Source organism: Metasolibacillus sp. (genome assembly GCF_025291715.1).
Classification (GTDB): Bacteria; Bacillota; Bacilli; order Bacillales_A; family Planococcaceae; genus Metasolibacillus; species Metasolibacillus louembei.
Genome location: NZ_JAMBIZ010000027.1, coordinates 1 through 18,650 on the forward strand (window position 1 = coordinate 1; position 18,650 = coordinate 18,650).

At 39.8% G+C, this 18,650-nt stretch carries 19 protein-coding genes, 1 pseudogene and 1 other annotated feature; of the genes and pseudogenes, 5 read left to right on the plus strand and 15 right to left on the minus strand.

The genetic code is table 11. The annotated features are described in order from the left end of the window. From istB to tet(L), 3 genes are all read left to right on the plus strand, one after another. The coding region (gene istB / locus M3Z76_RS14840; protein WP_295656856.1) for an IS21-like element helper ATPase IstB at positions 1-614 on the plus strand (614 nt) is incomplete at its 5' end. A 99-nt stretch (positions 615-713) separates the two neighbouring features. Next, positions 714-776: a tetracycline resistance efflux system leader peptide gene (locus M3Z76_RS19790; protein ID WP_013762478.1), complete on the plus strand. Its 63-nt coding sequence runs from the start codon at positions 714-716 to the stop codon at positions 774-776. 33 nt (positions 777-809) lie between these two features. Further along, entirely contained in the window at positions 810-2,192 is a 1,383-nt protein-coding gene (gene tet(L), locus M3Z76_RS14845) for a tetracycline efflux MFS transporter Tet(L) (RefSeq protein WP_068450235.1), read from the plus strand. Positions 2,193-2,570: 378 nt separating this feature from the next. On the opposite strand, the gene M3Z76_RS14850 is transcribed toward tet(L), so the two are convergent. The 9 genes and pseudogenes from M3Z76_RS14850 to M3Z76_RS14890 form a co-directional block, all read right to left on the minus strand. Then, positions 2,571-3,926, minus strand: a complete 1,356-nt coding sequence (locus tag M3Z76_RS14850; protein ID WP_293928556.1) for a site-specific integrase — start codon at positions 3,924-3,926, stop codon at positions 2,571-2,573. A 4-nt stretch (positions 3,927-3,930) separates the two neighbouring features. Beyond that, positions 3,931-4,215 (minus strand): helix-turn-helix domain-containing protein, encoded by a 285-nt coding sequence (locus M3Z76_RS14855; protein ID WP_083600205.1) that lies wholly within the window; start codon positions 4,213-4,215, stop codon positions 3,931-3,933. A 31-nt stretch (positions 4,216-4,246) separates the two neighbouring features. Then, entirely contained in the window at positions 4,247-5,323 is a 1,077-nt protein-coding gene (locus M3Z76_RS14860; RefSeq protein ID WP_293928558.1) for a tyrosine-type recombinase/integrase, read from the minus strand. Positions 5,324-5,416: 93 nt separating this feature from the next. Further along, positions 5,417-5,959 (minus strand): annotated as a pseudogene (radC, locus tag M3Z76_RS14865) (RadC family protein); the annotation flags it as partial. A 23-nt stretch (positions 5,960-5,982) separates the two neighbouring features. Continuing rightward, on the minus strand, positions 5,983-6,570 hold the full coding sequence (locus tag M3Z76_RS14870) for a Maf family protein (protein ID WP_293928560.1): 588 nt from the start codon (positions 6,568-6,570) through the stop codon (positions 5,983-5,985). Positions 6,571-6,668: 98 nt separating this feature from the next. Then, the gene (locus tag M3Z76_RS14875) at positions 6,669-7,247 is read right to left on the minus strand and encodes a hypothetical protein (protein WP_293928562.1); all 579 of its coding nucleotides are present in this window, start codon (positions 7,245-7,247) and stop codon (positions 6,669-6,671) included. Between the two features lie 92 nt (positions 7,248-7,339). Continuing rightward, positions 7,340-8,557 carry a bifunctional folylpolyglutamate synthase/dihydrofolate synthase gene (locus M3Z76_RS14880; protein WP_293928564.1) on the minus strand — a complete coding sequence of 406 codons (1,218 nt, stop codon included), beginning with the start codon at positions 8,555-8,557 and terminating at the stop codon, positions 7,340-7,342. Then, on the minus strand, positions 8,554-9,810 hold the full coding sequence (locus M3Z76_RS14885) for a bifunctional folylpolyglutamate synthase/dihydrofolate synthase (RefSeq protein WP_293928566.1): 1,257 nt from the start codon (positions 9,808-9,810) through the stop codon (positions 8,554-8,556). Before M3Z76_RS14885 ends, M3Z76_RS14880 begins: the two co-directional genes overlap by 4 nt. Positions 9,811-9,911: 101 nt before the next feature. After that, complete coding sequence (locus M3Z76_RS14890) at positions 9,912-12,557, minus strand: valine--tRNA ligase (RefSeq protein ID WP_293928568.1); 2,646 nt, start codon at positions 12,555-12,557, stop codon at positions 9,912-9,914. Positions 12,558-12,606: 49 nt separating this feature from the next. Beyond that, positions 12,607-12,838, minus strand: a binding site (T-box leader). A gap of 63 nt (positions 12,839-12,901) precedes the next feature. On the opposite strand from M3Z76_RS14890, the gene M3Z76_RS14895 reads away from it, so the two are divergent. Then, positions 12,902-13,096, plus strand: a complete 195-nt coding sequence (locus tag M3Z76_RS14895) for a hypothetical protein (protein WP_293928570.1) — start codon at positions 12,902-12,904, stop codon at positions 13,094-13,096. A 54-nt stretch (positions 13,097-13,150) separates the two neighbouring features. Here the strand turns inward: M3Z76_RS14895 and M3Z76_RS14900 are convergent, their stop codons facing one another. Further along, positions 13,151-13,873 (minus strand): hypothetical protein, encoded by a 723-nt coding sequence (locus M3Z76_RS14900; RefSeq protein ID WP_293928572.1) that lies wholly within the window; start codon positions 13,871-13,873, stop codon positions 13,151-13,153. Positions 13,874-13,926: 53 nt separating this feature from the next. Next, a complete protein-coding gene (locus tag M3Z76_RS14905; RefSeq protein WP_293928573.1) occupies positions 13,927-14,250 on the minus strand; it encodes a GNAT family N-acetyltransferase in 324 nt (107 codons plus the stop codon). On the opposite strand from M3Z76_RS14905, the gene M3Z76_RS14910 reads away from it, so the two are divergent. After that, the gene (locus M3Z76_RS14910) at positions 14,225-14,431 is read left to right on the plus strand and encodes a hypothetical protein (RefSeq protein WP_293928628.1); all 207 of its coding nucleotides are present in this window, start codon (positions 14,225-14,227) and stop codon (positions 14,429-14,431) included. The two genes, M3Z76_RS14905 and M3Z76_RS14910, sit on opposite strands and share 26 nt — an antisense overlap. 296 nt (positions 14,432-14,727) lie before the next feature. Here M3Z76_RS14910 and hemL read toward each other — a convergent pair whose 3' ends face one another. From hemL to hemC, 4 genes are read right to left on the minus strand one after another with little or no spacing between them, the layout of a single operon-like run. Continuing rightward, on the minus strand, positions 14,728-16,017 hold the full coding sequence (gene hemL, locus M3Z76_RS14915; RefSeq protein ID WP_293928575.1) for a glutamate-1-semialdehyde 2,1-aminomutase: 1,290 nt from the start codon (positions 16,015-16,017) through the stop codon (positions 14,728-14,730). A 1-nt stretch (position 16,018) separates the two neighbouring features. Further along, positions 16,019-16,999 carry a porphobilinogen synthase gene (gene hemB / locus M3Z76_RS14920; RefSeq protein WP_293928577.1) on the minus strand — a complete coding sequence of 327 codons (981 nt, stop codon included), beginning with the start codon at positions 16,997-16,999 and terminating at the stop codon, positions 16,019-16,021. After that, complete coding sequence (locus tag M3Z76_RS14925; RefSeq protein ID WP_293928579.1) at positions 16,996-17,724, minus strand: uroporphyrinogen-III synthase; 729 nt, start codon at positions 17,722-17,724, stop codon at positions 16,996-16,998. The genes hemB and M3Z76_RS14925 overlap by 4 nt, the downstream gene beginning before the upstream one ends. Then, on the minus strand, positions 17,717-18,646 hold the full coding sequence (hemC, locus tag M3Z76_RS14930; RefSeq protein WP_293928581.1) for a hydroxymethylbilane synthase: 930 nt from the start codon (positions 18,644-18,646) through the stop codon (positions 17,717-17,719). Before hemC ends, M3Z76_RS14925 begins: the two co-directional genes overlap by 8 nt. Between the last annotated feature and the right edge of the window lie 4 nt (positions 18,647-18,650).

The following is an 18,650-nucleotide window of genomic DNA, read 5'->3' on the forward strand; positions in this document are numbered from 1 at the left end:
CATTAGAGCTTAGAAGACGAGAAGAAAAGAGTATCGAAAAGCGTTTATCGTGGGCACGTTTCCCATACCATAAGCCGTTGCATATGTTTCAGTTAGAGGAGCAAACAGCGATTACAGAGCGCCAAATGAAACAGCTGCAGGAGTTCCAATGGTTAGAGCAAAGTTACAATTTAATTCTTTTGGGACCACCTGGTGCAGGGAAAACATTATTGGCCGTAGGCTTAGGCATTGAAGCCATTCAAAAAGGCTTTCAAGTCTATTTCATAACAATGGGAGAATTAATTCAGTTATTGAAAACAGAAGAATTTACACATCGCTCACAAATCCAATTAAAACGTTTGAGAGCATCAGATTTAATTATTATTGATGATGTGATGTATATGGCTTTAGATCAACGGGAAGCCACTTTATTCTTTCAACTCGTACATCAGCTATACGAACAAAGTTCGCTAATATTGACATCAAATCGAAGTCCAGAAGAATGGACAGAGTTAGTGGATAACCAAGGGATGATGACTGCTATTTTAGACCGCCTGTTACACAGAGTCGAGGTCATTCATATGAACAATGAAAGTCATCGTTTAAAACATCAACAAAGAATCTTTACCGAATAAAAAGTGTTCATCCTTAATGAGCAAAAAATGTTCAATTTGGGTTGACGGTGACATCTGTATGTGGTAAAATGTTTCAATCAAGATTAGGAGGCATTAATTATGAAGTGCAATGAATGTAACAGGGTTCAATTAAAAGAGGGAAACGTATCATTAGCCCTATAAACTGCGTCTACCCTCATTATTGGAGGGCGAAATGTGAATACGTCTTATTCACAATCAAATTTACGACACAACCAAATTTTAATTTGGCTTTGCGTTCTATCTTTTTTTAGCGTATTAAATGAAATGGTTTTGAACGTCTCATTACCTGATATTGCAAATGATTTTAATAAATCACCGGCGAGTACAAACTGGGTGAACACAGCCTTTATGTTAACCTTTTCTATTGGAACAGCTCTATATGGAAAGCTATCTGATCAGCTAGGCATTAAAAGGTTACTCCTATTTGGGATTATAATAAATTGCTTCGGATCGGTAATTGGGTTTGTTGGACATTCTTTTTTTCCCATACTTATTCTGGCTCGATTTATTCAAGGAGCTGGTGCAGCTGCATTTCCAGCACTCGTGATGGTTGTAGTTGCGCGCTATATTCCAAAGGAAAATAGGGGTAAAGCGTTTGGTCTTATTGGCTCCATAGTAGCTATGGGAGAAGGTATCGGTCCAGCTATTGGTGGAATGATAGCTCATTTTATCCATTGGTCTTATCTTCTGCTCATTCCAATGATGACAATTATCACTGTTCCGTTCCTTATTAAATTGTTGAAAAAAGAAGTAAGGATAAAAGGTCATTTTGATATTGTAGGAATTATACTAATGTCAGTGGGCATTGTATTTTTTATGCTGTTTACAACATCTTATAACATTTCTTTTCTGATCATCAGTATTCTGTCATTCCTGATATTTGTAAAACATATTAGGAAAGTAACAGAACCTTTTGTTGAACCTGCACTGGGGAAAAATATTTCTTTTATAATTGGTGTCCTTTGTGGAGGACTTATATTTGGTACAGTAGCAGGGTTTATCTCTATGGTTCCTTACATGATGAAAGATGTACATCAACTAAGTACTGCTGCAATTGGCAGTGTGATTATTTTCCCTGGAACAATGAGCGTTATTATCTTCGGTTACATTGGTGGATTACTTGTTGATAGAAAAGGTCCATTGTACGTGTTAACCATTGGAGTTACATTTCTTTCCGTTAGCTTTTTAATTGCTGCCTTTTTTTTAGAAGTAACACCATGGTTACTGACAATTATATTAGTTTTTGTTTTTGGTGGGCTGTCATTCACCAAAACAGTTATATCTACAATTGTTTCAAGTAGTTTGAAACAAAAGGAAGCTGGTGCCGGAATGAGTTTGCTTAATTTTACCAGTTTTTTATCAGAGGGAATAGGTATTGCAATTGTTGGTGGTTTATTATCTGTACGCTTACTGAATCAGAAGTTGCTACCTATGGACCTTGATCAATCCACTTATTTGTATAGTAATATGCTATTCCTTTTTACAGGAGTCGTTGTCACTAGTTGGCTGATCACCTTGAATGTATATAAACGAAGACAAATTCAATTTAAAAGTTGAATACCAGAGATAAATTAAATGACTTCTAGCTTTCTTAAGCAATCGGGCGCGATTGTTGCATAAGATTATGATTTTCAAACGACTTTATTGTAGCTTCCTTAAGTTCCTATTCAGTAATTATAAAAGGAATTAAACAACTTTATTTTTACACCGTCCGCATATGCGGACGGTGTAATTCATTCTTTCAGCTTCAAAATTAAACAACTTTATTGTCACTTAACATTTAATAAAATTAATTTTCCTTTTGGTGTCTATATTTTTCATTATAATCACCCTAGTTGCCCAGTATTTTATCCTTAAGCATTTGAGAGAACATTTTTTATATTAATTCATTAATATTAATACGAGTATTAGTTATTATTTACACACACTCTACTCTTAATTCTTTTGTTCGTTATGAAGAAGTGCTCTTTGATGACTTATACTTTCCTCTATAAGATAATCCTCTAACTTCCCATATCTTGAAGCCTGTGTAAGTGATAGACCAAACCCTTCTACAAGTATTTGTGGTCCAAAGTTACTTGCTATCATATTAAAACAAGTAATTCTAAGAGATTTAGGTGTAAAACCACAAAAGGCCTTTACTTTTCTTGCTATGAATTGATTATTGATTGGACGATCCTGATATACCCCTGATGAACTTGAACTTAGAATTAAATAAATCTTATTCTTTGCGTTTCTATTATTCGATCTCTGTTTAACATATTCATTTATTAATACCAGTTCATCATCAGATAGATAAACTGGTGGTCTATCGTTGAGGAAAATCGCCTTCATTTCAACCTTTACATCACTTATTTTTATATTACTAATATGTGATGAAGATAGCCCATGATAAAAAGATAGCACAGTCAATAAACACTCTAAGGGTTGTTCGTAAAGTCTACTTTTAACTAATTTAGCCACATTTACTTGCTCAAAAAAGGTTAATGGCTCGATAGTTGGAGGAAGCTCTCTAGATTTTATATCCAAGATTGGTATATGAGTTATTAGCCTTTTTCTTTTGGCTAACTTAAACAGAACTAATAAATCTTTTCTCACAATCTCACGATTCTTAGGAGTTAAAGTTAAAAGAAATTCATGAACATCTTCTTGTTGAACAGTATCCCAGGATTCTATATGCTTACAGTTAATTTGAAGCCATCGGACTAATCTAACAAAGACTACTATGTCCGCCTTTACTGTTAATAGGGATAATGGGTTTCTCGCGTTAAATTTTACTTGTCTATTCCTAAGTTCCATTTTTTCGTTGAAATATATCTCCAAGAGACGAATAAATCCTTTAGGAACTTGCTTTAAAACCTCTCTAATACTAGTGAGAATACCCTCATCTGCGTTAACACTTAAATAACCTATTTTAATAAAAAAATTAAATAGACTTAATTTTATTCTCTTGGAATTAGGGGTCTTTTCTAATGTAGATATCAGCCATCCTTCATTAATATCAGAAGGGCTTAAAAGCTCTTTTTCAGCTGCTTGTAAAAACCGTAACACCTTACTACTATTCTTACGAATTGTTTCTACACCAATACCTAGTTCTTTTAAATACATAATATATTTTTTAAATAGTGTTGCACTCCATGTTTTTGTGAAATTTTCTTTAAGAAAATCTTCGGTTTGGATTCTCTCTACACGAGCTTTACTCAAACAATTATGACAGACGGTTGCTTTCTTATTAATTTCTGATGTATTTAGTTTTCTTTCACAAGATACACATGTAATAATGTTCATCATTCTCCTATATTGGTGGAAGCTTATCTTCAGAAATAGATTCATTAACCGCCTTCGCCAACTTGTTATTCGTTGGTTTTTCAAGTTTTTTCACTGGTGTAGGAGTGTGTTTCCATAAATCATTTGGAGTACATTCTAATGCGGTACAAAGCGCATCCATTGTTTGAGTCTTTACTTGCTTAGGTTCATTAGTTAATAAAGCGCTTATTGAGGGAGGAGATAGTTTATAGCCTGCCTTATCCTCCAAAAGCCTACCTAATTCAGCTCCAGACCATATTCCAATATCAGCCATGACTTTTCTTAATCTCCATTCAATCGCCAATTCATTCACCCTTTTTATTAAAGTTTAATAATTGATTTCGCCATTTTTCTTGAGCCATCCTCACTCTTTTCTCCAAATGATCTGAACCAGGATTAGAGTAATTAAATGTAGTTGCGACATCTGCGTGACCTAATAGTTCCTTTAGCGTTAATAAGTCAACGCCTAGTTCTGTCTGACGAGTAGCGAATGAATGACGTAATTGATGAGGACTGAAAATCTCCTCTTTAGTAAAACCCATCTTTTCTTGCCTTCTCGCTAAACTCTTTCTAGCTGTATGTTTATTCAGCCTTACTCCACCTTCAGATAAGAATAAAGGCCCTTCAGTTTCGTTAGTGAAAAGAGGTCTGATCCTTTCTAAGTACCATTTTAGGAGTATTTCTACATCATCCAACATTGGTACCCACCTTCGCTTAAATCCTGACCCTTTAGACCCTTTTCCAAAGCGAACATGGAGTTTACCTTTTTCCCCCAAGTCAAACCTACAGTCTTTTACATCCATCATGATTATTTCATGAGTTCTTAACCCTGTTAATTCTAACATCCTAAAAAGAGTATAGTCCCTCGCTACAGTAGAGTATTTTCTTGCTGTTTTCATTTCTTCTTTCATACCATTCCAAAACCTATCAAGTAATTCAGGTTTTGGAGGTATTACTTGACCATTATGATCATCTTTTCTATGGTAGTAACGGTTAAATTTATCTAATAAGTTAGGTACTTGTACTTTATACCTCTCCCATATTTCATGACCATGCCTTGTCTTTAGATATTCTAAAAATGTAGAAATAGTGGATTGATATTTCCTCCTAGTTGAATAGGCTAATCCTCTTCCAACCAAGCCCAAATAAAATTTATCTGCATCAGACATTGTAACTTCCCATATGAACTTATTTGACACATCTAAGAACTCATTCAAGCATTTTGTTCCTAGTGCTATAGTGTGCTCTGTATATCCTAGAACACGCTGTTGCTGTTCCCACAATCCTATTAACTTTGCTTGGTATTCTCTCGATTCTTCATATGTTGAAAAAATTAATTCTTGTTTATTACTGATAACAGATAGAAAAGGTTGCTTCCCCATTTAATAACCTCGCATTTTAGGTATTAACTAATATTTTTAGTTAATACCTAATATAACAGGTGATTAATAAAAAAGAAACATATCCATTCTCCGGTGATTGTGTGCGCAAATAATAGAAGCAGCAGAACGCTTAATTGCTTCACGATAAAGCTCTCTAGGATGCACAATGGAGGCATTAAGCGAGCCGATAAAAATGGTTTGCTTGTGGATAATTTGATTTTTCGTATTGAGGAAAAGTGCCACGAAATGTTCCTGTGTTAAAGGCTCCATTTCAGGCATTAAAAAAGTAGCGGCATCTTCGGGTGAGCGGATGGTGTAGCGGGAATCTATTTCCTTTTGTGCGAGACGCCTTCCTAGCTCAATGGCAGCTAATAATTGTACAGCCTTCGCTTCGCCGATACCTTTAATGGATGTTATTTCTTCAAATGTGGCATGCTTTAATGCGTGGAGTTTTTCAAAATCCACCAGTACTCGGTTGGCGAGTGCGAGCACTGAGGATTCTTTTGTGCCTGTCCGTAATAGAATGGCCAGTAATTCTTGATTCGATAAGCTTTCTGCCCCTTGACGTATGAGGCGTTCTCTAGGGCGATCTGCTTCATGGACATCGCGAATTTTCAATTCTGGGAGCATTGACATACGATGGCTTCACAACCTTTCCGTTAAAATGTTAGGAGGCGCAGATGAATGAGCTGTTCAAATAACGAGGCTAACGGAAACCCTACGACATTGTTATAGTCACCTTCGATTCGCTCAACAAAAAGAGCACCATGTGTTTGGATACCGTAGCCTCCTGCTTTATCAAATGGATCACCAGAATCAACATACGCTTCAATTAGCTCAAAGGATAGCTGCTTAAATTTCACAACTGTTTCTTCTACAAAAACCGTTTCCTCACCATCTGGTTGAATAATGACAACTGCCGTCAATACGCGATGGGCATTGCCAGATAACGCCTGTAAATGGGCAATCGCTTCTGCACGATTTTTAGGCTTATGTAGTAAACGGTCTTGAAAGACAACAATTGTATCAGCCCCAATTACCGTTTTCTTCCCACATTGTGCAGCGACATCTCGTGTTTTCAAACGGGCAACCTCCTGCACATACTGTTCGACAGATTGCGCTTGTACACTTGTTTCTTCTACGTTACTTGTTATGACCTCAAACGCTATACCTAGCTGCGCTAATAGCTCCTTGCGTCTTGGTGATGCTGACGCCAGTACAAATTCTGTTTGTGCAATAATATTCATTCAAATCTCCTCCTACTAGCTCTATCATAGCGGAGAAAGTCATTTTTGAACAATTTTATCAAATGTCCAAATTTAAATTTTGCCCGAAAAACAGCTACTCAAAACTCAATTTTCAAACAATCATTTTCCCCATAATAATGGACTAAAAGATGTAAGCGCATGACGTTGATATCATTGGAAAGGCTTGATACAGCTGTGAGTATCTTTCCCCAATCAGCGGGCACTTCCCCTTCTTTTGGCGTTTGTTCAAAATAATTTTTTAGATACTTTTCATCCATTAAAATTTCAGGTAATTTTTGTAGCGTTGGCTCTGTACATCCAGCAACAACCGACAATTGCTTAAAAAAAGCAGATGGCGTTAATGATTCTGGCTGTTTATTTGTCGCAAGTGCTGACCAAACGAAAAATTGTTGATTTACTTCAATAATCGCTGCTTTATTCAAAAGGGGATTTTCTGCAATAAATTGCTGTGCCCCTTCCTTACTTGAAAAAAGCCCATGCTGACTCGCATAAAAAGAAGCATTTTCTTCTTCAATGACCTCTTGTTGGACTGGTAGAACTTCCTCCTTCACTTCCTCCTTACCTACAAAATTTAACACGACGACAAATAGCGCAACACCAACTAATCCTGAGGCAACTCCTAGTAACGCGGCTCGAATCCATTCATTTTTTCGCATGCTTTTCACCACCTTATAAGTACCGTAGCAAATTTGCTATGAAAAAAGGCAAGACTTATGTCAGTCTCGCCAAAAAAGTTTTCGCTATTTTTCTACAAAGCTCGTAGCTCGCTTAATAAATATAAGGAGCCTGTGACAATTTTCGTCTGGCAATCATGCTTTAAATAATTTGCAGCTTGTGGCAATGTCATAATTGTACCAGCCTGCATTTCAAGCATTTGCGTTGCCTTCATTGCACGTGGATTGTCAAAATCGACAAAAATAAATTTGCTAGCGACAGGTGCTAGTAGCTGTATCGCCTGTGCGACATCTTTATCTGCTAGCATTCCTAGCACAATTTCCACTTGCTCATTCGGAAATTGCTGCTGAATTGTTTGGACAAGTGCCGCAATGCTCGCTGGGTTATGTGCACCGTCGAAATAAACATGTGGCAATACTTGCTCAAAGCGCCCAGCTACTTGTGCTGCATAGACAGCACGTTCAATGGCAGCTATATCAACTGCTATGGAAAGGGTAGCGGCAGCCTCTAAAAAGGAGGTAATCGCAACTGCCATATTCTCCCCTTGATGCGTGCCCAAAAGCCTTCTTTGCAAGTTGCGAATTTCAAGCTGACGTGCTTTATGATGATATGTTGTCCCATCAATTTCAAATACTTCACCAAGCGCAAAAAATGGCGCATTTTGATGTTGAGCCTCAGCTTTGACAACTTCATATGCCTCTTTAGGCAAACGCCCAATCACAACAGGTCTTTCCTGTTTAATAATGCCTGCCTTATGTGCCGCAATCTGTGCTAATGTTGTGCCTAAAAAATTGGTATGTTCTAGTGCAATGCTTGGAATAACAGAAACAATAGGCATCACGATATTTGTACTATCCTCACGCCCTCCCATACCTGCCTCCAGCAATACTAAGTCCACCTGCTCATTGTGAAAATGCTGCAATGCTGCACATGTTAGTAGCTCAAAATCTGTTAATAAATTTTGTAGCCCTGCTGTCACCATCTGTTTGAAAACTGTATCCATTTGTACTTGCGTAATAGGTTGTCCATTCATTTGAATTTGGTCATGTACATCGACAATACACGGTGACATAAATTTACCCACCGTTAAGCCATGCTCTCTAGCCATTTGCTCAACGAATGTCAATGTCGAGCCCTTGCCGTTCGTGCCTGCGAAATGAATGACCTGCAATGATTGCTGTGGCTGCCCAAGCTGTTGCAATGCCTGTAACATGCGTTGCAAGCCTGGCTTAATCACATCGTCACTTGGCAATTGCCAACGTTTTTTATATTCATCTAATTTCGGTATCATTGCACACCTCGCTGTGTTAAAAATGTACGTACCTCACCAATAAAGTAGAGGGAGCCCGTGATAATGAGCAACTCGTCCTCTGCCAATTGTTGCTCCGCTAAAAATTTTGCCCAATCCTCTACAATATGTGAATGGGGACTTTGTGCTGCCAAAGCTTGGGCTGACATCGCACGCGGCATCTGAATTGTTGTGAAATACAGTGCAGTCGCGACTTGCTCCATCATTTGAATGCTCACAGCATGATCTTTATCCTGCAATGCCGCATAGAGAAAATGGTATTTTTTATTTGGCTCTACTTGCTGCAATGTTTGAATTAAGGCAGCTGTTCCTTCCGAATTATGTGCACCATCTAAAATAAGATTTGTGCCAAAGCGCTCAAAGCGACCTTGCCACTTGGCACGATGTAACGCCACACGCACTGCTTCCTCTCTAAGCTCCCTTAACACTAGCTTGCTCGCTGTAATCGCTAAGGCTGCGTTATTTTGCTGATGTATCCCTTCCATCGCTGGTTGAATATTAGAAATGCTACAATCCCCTTTATAATGAAATGCCCCATTTGCCAAGCGCTCAACCTGAAACGATTCATGCAATAAATAGCTTGGTGCCTCCTGCTGCTGTGCGATTTGGCGAATAGTCTCTCTCGCCTCTGGATGCTCCACACCAACAACGACAGGCTTACCTTTTTTAATAATGCCTGCCTTTTCAGCCGCAATTAGTGCATGTGTATCACCTAATAAATCCGTATGCTCCAACGAAATTGTTGTAATGACACTCACTTCAGGTATCACAACATTTGTCGCATCAAGCCTTCCACCAATACCTGTCTCAAGCAATGCAATATCGACCTCTTCCTCTGCAAAATGCTGAAGTGCAATACATGTCACGACTTCAAAAAAGCTTGGAAATTGCCCATTTAACTGCTCCTCGACAGCCTGTGCTACCGCATTGGCATAGCGTAAAAACTGCTCGTCTGAAATTTCTTGCTGATTAATCGTAATGCGCTCATTTGCTCGCTCTAAGTGTGGTGAAGTAAAAGCGCCTACAGTCCAGTCATGCGCCATTAAAATTTCTCTCGTCGCATTTAATGTTGAGCCTTTGCCATTAGAGCCTGCAAAATGAATAAATTTCGTTTTACGCTCTGGATGTCCAAGCGCTGCCAATATTTTGTTCATTGCCTCCAACGGCTCGCCTTTATAGCTGCTTGCCTTTAATTGAAAAATAAAATCTGTACATTGCTGCATCGTTTGAAACATTGCCTACACTCCATTTGTTTTGGATTTATTCCATGTTTTTCGAGATTTATTCCACGTTTCCAGAAAAAGGGCGACTAATGCTTATCAGTCGCCCTTCTTTTTTACATATTTTTTAGTTCTGCTAAACGCTTTTCAACCGTTGCGTGTTTTTCTTCGTAATCTGCTAATTTTTCACGCTCTGCCTGTACTAATGCTTCTGGTGCTTTCGACACGAATTTTTCGTTTGATAGCTTGCCAGTTACGAGCTTCACTTCTTTTGCCCATTTTTCCAGCTCTTTCTCTAAGCGTACGATTTCTTCCTCTACGTTGATTAAACCAGCTAACGGTAAAAATACTTCCGCACCTGTTACAACTGCTGACATCGTTTGTCCTGGTACTTCCACATTTTCGCCAATGATTAAAGGCTCTGGGTTACAGAATTTTTCGATGTATGCTTTATTCGTTTCAAGCACTGTTGCTGTCGCTGCATCTTTTGCCGATACGTAAAGCCCTACTTTTTTGCTCATCGGTGTATTTACCTCAGCACGGATGTTACGCACTGAACGTATAATATCCATAAGCAGCTTCATGCTTTGCTCATCTTGCTCGAAGTTGAAAGCAGGGTTGACAGTTGGCCATGCTGCTACTGTAATGGATTCACCTTCATGTGGTAGGTGCTGCCAAATTTCTTCTGTAATAAACGGCATGAATGGGTGCAATAAACGCATCGTTTGATCTAATACATGCGCTAGCACCGAACGAGTTGTCTTTTTCGCTGCTTCATCTTCACCATATAGTGGCAGCTTCGCCATTTCGATATACCAAGAACAGAAATCGTCCCAAATGAAGTTATACAATTCGCGTCCAACTTCGCCGAACTCATATTTATCTGATAATGCTGTTACACGTTCGATCGTATTGTTTAAGCGAGATAAAATCCATTTATCTGCAACTGATAAATTGCCTGTTAAATCGATTTCATCATATGTTAAGCCGTCCATATTCATCAAGGCAAAGCGAGAGGCGTTCCAAATTTTATTGGCAAAATTCCAAGTTGCCTCTACTTTTTCTGTTGAATAACGTAAATCTTGCCCTGGCGATGAGCCTGTCGCTAAGAAATAACGCAATGAATCAGCACCGTATTGATCGATAACATCCATTGGATCAACACCGTTGCCGAGCGATTTGGACATTTTGCGTCCTTCTGCATCGCGCACTAAACCATGAATTAATACATCTTTAAATGGGCGTTCACCTGTAAATTCAAGTCCTTGGAAAATCATGCGAGAAACCCAGAAGAAAATGATATCATAGCCAGTTACTAATGTGCTTGTTGGGTAATAGCGTTTAAATTCTTCATTTTCAGCGTCTGGCCAGCCCATTGTTGAAAATGGCCATAAAGCAGATGAGAACCAAGTGTCTAAAACGTCTTCATCCTGTGTCCAATTTTCGCTATCTGCTGGCGCTTCTTTGCCAACGTAAATTTCGCCTGTCTCATTATGGTACCATGCTGGAATTTGGTGACCCCACCATAATTGACGAGAAATACACCAGTCACGAATATTTTCCATCCAGCGTGCGTACGTATTTTCAAAGCGTGCTGGTACGAAGTTGACTTTGCCTGCTTCATCCTTTTGCAATTCAAGCGATGCATCGGCAAGCGGCTGCATTTTTACAAACCATTGTGCTGATAAATATGGCTCGACAACAGCGCCTGAACGCTCAGAGTGACCCACAGAATGCATATGCTCTTCAATTTTGAATAGCACGCCTGCTTCCTGTAAATCCGCTACGATTTGCTTGCGACATTCGAAACGATCCATGTCTTTATACTTGCCAGCTAGCTCATTCATTGTGCCGTCTTCATTCATTACTAAAATGCGCTCTAAATTATGGCGATTACCTACTTCAAAATCATTTGGGTCATGCGCTGGTGTCATTTTTACAACACCTGTTCCAAAATCTTTATCTACGTAGTCATCTGCTACGATTGGAATTTCACGTCCTACGATTGGTAAAATAACCGTTTTACCGATTAAATGCTGATAGCGTTCATCATCTGGATGCACCGCTACACCTGAGTCTCCTAGCATCGTTTCAGGGCGCGTTGTTGCAACTTCCACATATCCTGAGCCATCTGCTAACGGGTATTTCATATGATAAAATGCACCTTGTACATCTTGATAAATTACTTCAATATCTGATAACGCTGTTTTCGCCGCTGGGTCCCAGTTAATAATGCGCTCACCGCGATAAATTAAGCCTTTTTCATATAACTGAACGAATACTTCCTTTACAGCATCAGATAGACCTTCATCTAATGTGAAGCGCTCACGTGAATAGTCTAATGCTAAGCCTAGCTTCGCCCATTGATCGCGAATATGACCTGCATATTCCTCTTTCCATTCCCATGTTTTTTCGAGGAATTTTTCGCGTCCTAGGTCATAGCGTGTTACGCCTTGTTCGCGTAGCTTTTGCTCTACCTTTGCTTGTGTCGCAATTCCTGCATGATCCATTCCTGGTAGCCAAAGAGCATCATAGCCTTGCATGCGCTTCATGCGAATCAAAATATCTTGCAACGTCGTATCCCATGCGTGCCCTAAATGCAATTTACCTGTTACGTTTGGTGGTGGAATTACAATTGAATAAGGCTCTTTATCGCTAGCTGTCTGTGCTTCAAAAAATTTCCCTTTAAGCCACCACTCATAGCGCCCTGCTTCAATGGCATTTGGCTCATACTTTGTTGACATCGTTAGCTGTTCTGTCATGTTGTCTTCCTCCTAAGATTAAAAATAAAAAAACACTCCTCTCGCCTATAAAAAGGACGAAGGAGTGCATATAATTTGTTCGCGGTACCACCTTTATTCCAATCCTCAAAAAGGATTGGCTCTCAATTCAGATAACGGTGTTTAACCGGCTTTTGCTACTTATCGTTCACAAAAACTGCTCCTAGGCTACATTCAAATGTTCGTATTGTAGGAGCTTTTCAGCTACCGCTCCCTCTCTAACCAAACGAGGACATTTTACTCTTCCTACTCATTGCATCAACTATTTAACTTGAACATATTGTATATAATTTAACGTTGAATTTCAAGTGGAAGGATGGTTTTTTATGCGTCGAAAAAATTATAATCCTTATTTGCTACCACCATGGCTACGCAAAACACGCTTTTATTGTCGCACGATTATTTTGCCTATTGTCATCTTTCAAGGCGTGCGTGTGTTTATTGTCCCCACAACGGGCGATTTAATTTTGTTAGCAATTTTAGGATTACTTGCTTATTTATTATTAACTGATTGGATTTAAGAAAAGTTGCTAGGAAAATAATCACCCCATTTTCCTAGCAACTTTATAAGTATTTTACTCTATTCTAGTTGAGCGAACATTTAACACACTGTATGTTTCTGTTAAATCAGCTAAAAAATCATCCTGTAATGACGTTTCAGCTACAACTTGCTCCTGATGTACCGATACAAGATGGCTAGTAGATTCTTTATGGTGGACTACCTCTGCTGCTTCATGAGAGACAGGGATTGCTACTTCCTCTTGTTGTACAGCAACCTCTTCCTGAATCTTTGCTGTGAGCGGCTCTTCAACTTGTAATATCACTTCTTCTTGAACTATTGCGACAGGAGGCTCCTCGATTTGCTGCACAACCTCTGCAATTGACTCAGCAACAGCTACCGTTGCCTTATCTTCCGCAAAATCACATGTCACTTGCCAAACAAGCTGACAGCTCGCCCCATCATGAACCGCTTTTAGATTTTGCACCTTTAAATCGATTGGCCCTGTAACTTTATGTGCGGGCAAATCCACTTCTAATGGCAACGCATACTCAAAATAACCCGTCGATTGCTCAATATCAATATGTTCAATATATGTGCCATGTACTTGCTGGATGGACTCAGCAGGATTAAAGGCAACAGAAGCTGCCACATGATAAATGCCTGTCAGCCGAATTGATTGCCCATCCTCGCTTTGTTCCCATTGCGGTGTTACACGTGCCATCACAACATCCTCTAATGCCCCAAGCCCAACTGGAAATGTAAATTGCTCTGCCATATCCCAAGTAATTGTTTTCATCGCTCTCCCTCCCTATCGACTACTATATGTTTTGCAGGAGAGAAAAATTCCCTTTACCAATAACGTATATAATGTTTTACTGTCTCCTCCACCTTCATACCCACTTTCTCATATAACGCTTGTGCTGTAACATTTGTGATAGCTGTTTCTAGTGTTACATAGCGAGCATTCTGTTCCTCGGCAAATCGGAAAGACGCTTGCATTAATTGTTCCGCAACCCCCTTTCTGCGATACTTTTCCACAACAAATAAATCATTCAAAATATATGCTCGCTTCATCGCAACAGATGAAAATACCGGAAATAATTGGACAAATCCCGCATAATCATTTTGTATTTTTGCTGCTAAAATAATGGATTCGTTATTTCTTGAATGCACTTATAGTGAGGAGGAATTAATCGCACTTGCACTTGAAGAACACGTCAAAGTTTATCCTTGTAGCCACTTATATATCGGCACGATGCCTACTGATCCGAAAATATTAATAGGCTTTGCCAACCTAACCTTTCAACAAATTGAACAAGTAATATTGCGCTTGAAGAAGGCTTGGGTTTTTTAGCAAAGGAAGAAGCATAATACATGGATGATCCATTTTAACAGCATAAATCAATTACGCATTAGCATAATTACAGCAAGATTTTTTAAGTTTACATAGGAAACCTCTTCAAAATCTATAACACCTGTTGGAGAGGTTGGTCACTCCCTTTGATTGAAATAACTTTTCCTATATTTATTTCCCAATTTATAAAAATTGGCTGTATCAAGTTAAAAACCACTTCCTATGTAAGCTCATAAGAAGTGGTTTGGCATTTAAAAATTTACTACTTCACAACAAAAGCATATTTTCGCTTTAGATTATCTTGCTAATCTCGCAAATACCTTATGGAAAGCATCCACCGTTTTAGCAATATGCTCCTCTGTATGTGCTGTTGAAATAAACATGCCTTCAAATTGTGATGGTGGTAGGAAAATGCCTTCCTCTGCCATCAGTTTGAAGTATTCTGCAAATAACTGTAAATCAGATGTTTTCGCTGTTTCGAAATTGATCACTTCCTCGTTTGTAAAGAAGAAGCCAATCATGGAGCCTGCACGATTTACTGTATGTGGAATATTATACTTCGTTGCTGCTGCGCGGAAGCCTTCCTCTAACTGATCACCTAGCTTACGGAAATAGTCGTATGACTCTTTATTTAAGCGCACTAATGTTTCATAGCCTGCTGTCATCGCAAGTGGATTTCCTGATAATGTACCCGCTTGGTAAATCGGGCCTGCTGGAGCGATTTGTTCCATAATTTCACGCTTCCCACCGAAAGCACCTACTGGTAAACCACCACCGATTACTTTACCTAAGCAAGTTAAATCAGGTGTGATACCATAGTAGCTTTGCGCACAGCCATAATCTACGCGGAAGCCTGTCATGACTTCATCAAAAATTAATAATGTGCCATGTGCTGTTGTTAGCTCGCGCAAGCCTTCTAAGAAGCCTGGTTGTGGAGGTACAACGCCCATATTGCCTGCAACAGGCTCTAAAATAACAGCCGCTAACTCGTTGCCAAACTTTTCGAATACTAATTTCGCTGATTCTAAATCATTGTATGCCACTGTTAATGTATTTTTGGCAACATCTGCTGGTACGCCTGGGCTATCTGGTAAACCAAGTGTTGCGACACCAGAGCCTGCCTTAATTAATAATGAATCACCATGCCCATGATAAGAGCCTTCGAATTTTAAAATTTTATCACGTCCTGTATAGCCACGTGCTAAGCGTAGTGCTGACATCGTTGCTTCCGTACCTGATGACACGAAACGAATCATTTCAATCGATGGTAAACGCTCCATCACTAGCTTTGCCAATTTATTTTCAGATAAAGTTGGCGCACCAAATGAAGCCCCTTTTGCTGCCTGCTCACTAATCGCCGCGACAACTTCAGGATGCGTATGGCCTAAAATTAATGGTCCCCATGATAATACATAGTCGATATATTCGTTACCATCAATGTCACGGATGATTGCACCTTGACCAGATTCCATAAAAATCGAACTCATATTGACTGATTTAAATGCGCGAACAGGGCTGTTGACGCCACCTGGCATTAAATCAATGGCTTCGCTAAATGCTTGCTTTGACTTTTCATATGAACGCATATTATTTCTCCTCCAACCAACGTGCGGCATCTTTTGCATGGTATGTAATAATTAAATCTGCACCCGCGCGCTTCATACCAAGAAGTGTTTCCATTACAACTGCTTTTTCATCAATCCAGCCATTGATAGCAGCTGCTTTCACCATCGCATATTCACCTGACACATTGTAAGCAACAACAGGTAAAGCAAAGTTATTTTTCACATCACGAATAATATCCATGTATGCAAGAGCTGGCTTGACGATTAAGAAATCTGCCCCTTCCTCCACGTCAGATGCTGCTTCACGCATCGCCTCTAGACGATTAGATGGGTCCATTTGATAGGTTTTACGATCGCCGAACTTTGGCGCACCGTCTGCTGCCTCGCGGAACGGGCCATAATAGCCAGAAGCATATTTCACCGCATATGACATAATCGGAATATGAGCAAAGCCTGCTTCATCTAATCCTGCGCGAATCGCCGCTACGAAGCCATCCATCATATTCGATGGCGCAATAATATCAGCCCCAGCCTTCGCCTGTGAAATCGCTGTTTGTGCTAGTAAATTTAATGATGGGTCATTTAAAATTTGCTCGCCTTCTACAACGCCACAGTGTCCATGGTCTGTATATTCACAAAGGCACGTATCTGCCACAACAAGAAGCTCTGGATGACGCTCCTTTGCATAACGTGTTGCCTTTTGAATAATACCATGATCGTGATATGCACCAGAGCCGATAGCATCCTTTTCAGCAGGTAAGCCGAATAAAATAACGGCTGGAATACCTAGCGCTACGATTTCATCTAGCTCAGCACCTAAATTGTCTAAAGAAAGCTGGAAAACACCTGGCATTGATGCCACTTCATTTTTAATATTTTCCCCTTCCGCAACAAAAATCGGATAAATGAAATCTTCCTTATGCAAATACGTTTCTTTTACCATTGCACGCATCCCTGCGCTTTGGCGTAAACGGCGGTGTCTTTGGAAATGTAATTGTGTCACTTTGTAATTCCTCCTATTAATTGCTCTATCACTGCTTGCATTGTGTATGTTTGTGGCTGTACAGTAACAGTTGCACCGTACTTTTGTAAAGCGGCTGTTGTAATATGGCCGATGGAAGCAACGGTTATGTCCTGCCAGCCAATTGTTGGGACAATATGTTCAGCATATACTTGCACCGCTGAAGGACTCGCAAAAACGACAATCGGCTCTGCTGCTTGTAATAAGCTTTCCTTCATTGCTTGTACATGCGCTGTCGTAGGCACTGTTTCATAAATCGTCCATTCATCACAGCATAAAGCATCTTTTATCGTAGTTTTTGCTAAGCTGCCTCGTAAAAAAAGGCAAGTCGCCTCTCCCATTACTTGTGGGAACTCCTTCACAAACACATCTGCACTATAAACGCTTGGGACAAAATCCACAGTGTAGCCATACTGCTCTAGCGCTTCCTTTGTTTTTGCCCCTACAGCTGCAATGCGATTTGATACATGCTTGACCTTTTGCATAAAGCTTGTTACCGCATTTTGGCTTGTGAAAATCAGCCAGTCATACGCGGGTAGACGCTGTAGCCATTCAGCATCTTCTTCACTTTCACACGTTTGTACTGCAATGAGAGGAAAGGCTTGCACCTCTCCTCCATACTGTGCAACAAGCTGCGCAATCGTCTGTACCTTCTGTGTGCCTGTTACATAAATCGTTTTCCCTGTAAGTAGGACATTACTATGCATCTTGCTCAGCCTTCACACGTTGAATCAGCTCAAATGCTCCTTGCTTCGTTAGTAACGCCGCTACTTCTTTGCCGATTTCTGCCGCATCTGTTCCTGTTATCGTTTCCTTGTATGTAACAGAAGCATCAGGTGCAGCGACTAAGCCCGTCAATGTAATATTGTCACCATCAACCGTGGCATAGCCTGCAATCGGTACTTGACAGCCTCCGTCCATTTCAGCAAGGAATGTACGCTCAGCATGTGCTGCTTGCCAAGTTGCCTCGTCTGTTAACTTTGAAAGAGCCTCCAGTAGCTCCACATCGTCTGCACGACATTCAATCCCTAATGAACCTTGCGCAACTGCTGGTAAACAAATATCAAGATCTAAATACTCTGTCACTACATCATCGCTCCAGCCAAGGCGCTTTAAGCCCGCTGCTGCTAAAATAATCGCATCATATTCCTCTGTTTCAAGCTTCGCTAAACGCGTATCAACATTGCCACGAATCCATTTAATTTCAAGATCTGGTCGCACTTGTAAAAGCTGTGCACTGCGGCGCAATGAGCTTGTGCCAACAACAGCACCCTTTGGTAAATCGGCAAATTTCACATGCCCTTTTGAAATGAATGCATCACGTGCATCTTCACGTGGCGGAATACAACCAATCACTAAGCCTTCTGGCAACACAGCAGGCATATCCTTCATCGAATGCACTGCAAAGTCAATTTCTTTGTCGTACAATGCTTGCTCGATTTCCTTAACGAATAAGCCTTTACCGCCCACTTTAGACAGCTGTACATCTAAAATACGGTCACCTTTTGTTACGATTTCCTTTACTTCAAATTCGAAAGGTGCACCTGAAGCACGCAATTCATTAATAAACCAATTTGTTTGTGTTAAAGCAAGCTTACTTTTACGTGAACCAACAATAATTTTTCTCACTAAA

Excerpts from the sequence above, each read along its gene's own strand:
- M3Z76_RS14895 (WP_293928570.1), top strand. The coding sequence starts at position 12,902 with ATGCGTCGAAAAAATTATAATCCTTATTTGCTACCACCATGGCTACGC.
- M3Z76_RS14855 (WP_083600205.1), bottom strand. The coding sequence starts at position 4,215 with ATGGCTGATATTGGAATATGGTCTGGAGCTGAATTAGGTAGGCTTTTG.
- M3Z76_RS14885 (WP_293928566.1), bottom strand. The coding sequence starts at position 9,810 with ATGTTTCAAACGATGCAGCAATGTACAGATTTTATTTTTCAATTAAAG.
- M3Z76_RS14925 (WP_293928579.1), bottom strand. The coding sequence starts at position 17,724 with ATGCATAGTAATGTCCTACTTACAGGGAAAACGATTTATGTAACAGGC.
- M3Z76_RS14900 (WP_293928572.1), bottom strand. The coding sequence starts at position 13,873 with ATGAAAACAATTACTTGGGATATGGCAGAGCAATTTACATTTCCAGTT.
- M3Z76_RS14875 (WP_293928562.1), bottom strand. The coding sequence starts at position 7,247 with ATGCGAAAAAATGAATGGATTCGAGCCGCGTTACTAGGAGTTGCCTCA.
- M3Z76_RS14880 (WP_293928564.1), bottom strand. The coding sequence starts at position 8,557 with ATGATACCGAAATTAGATGAATATAAAAAACGTTGGCAATTGCCAAGT.
- M3Z76_RS14890 (WP_293928568.1), bottom strand. The coding sequence starts at position 12,557 with ATGACAGAACAGCTAACGATGTCAACAAAGTATGAGCCAAATGCCATT.
- M3Z76_RS14850 (WP_293928556.1), bottom strand. The coding sequence starts at position 3,926 with ATGATGAACATTATTACATGTGTATCTTGTGAAAGAAAACTAAATACA.
- M3Z76_RS14910 (WP_293928628.1), top strand. The coding sequence starts at position 14,225 with ATGGATTCGTTATTTCTTGAATGCACTTATAGTGAGGAGGAATTAATC.
- M3Z76_RS14860 (WP_293928558.1), bottom strand. The coding sequence starts at position 5,323 with ATGGGGAAGCAACCTTTTCTATCTGTTATCAGTAATAAACAAGAATTA.
- M3Z76_RS14870 (WP_293928560.1), bottom strand. The coding sequence starts at position 6,570 with ATGAATATTATTGCACAAACAGAATTTGTACTGGCGTCAGCATCACCA.
- hemL (WP_293928575.1), bottom strand. The coding sequence starts at position 16,017 with ATGCGTTCATATGAAAAGTCAAAGCAAGCATTTAGCGAAGCCATTGAT.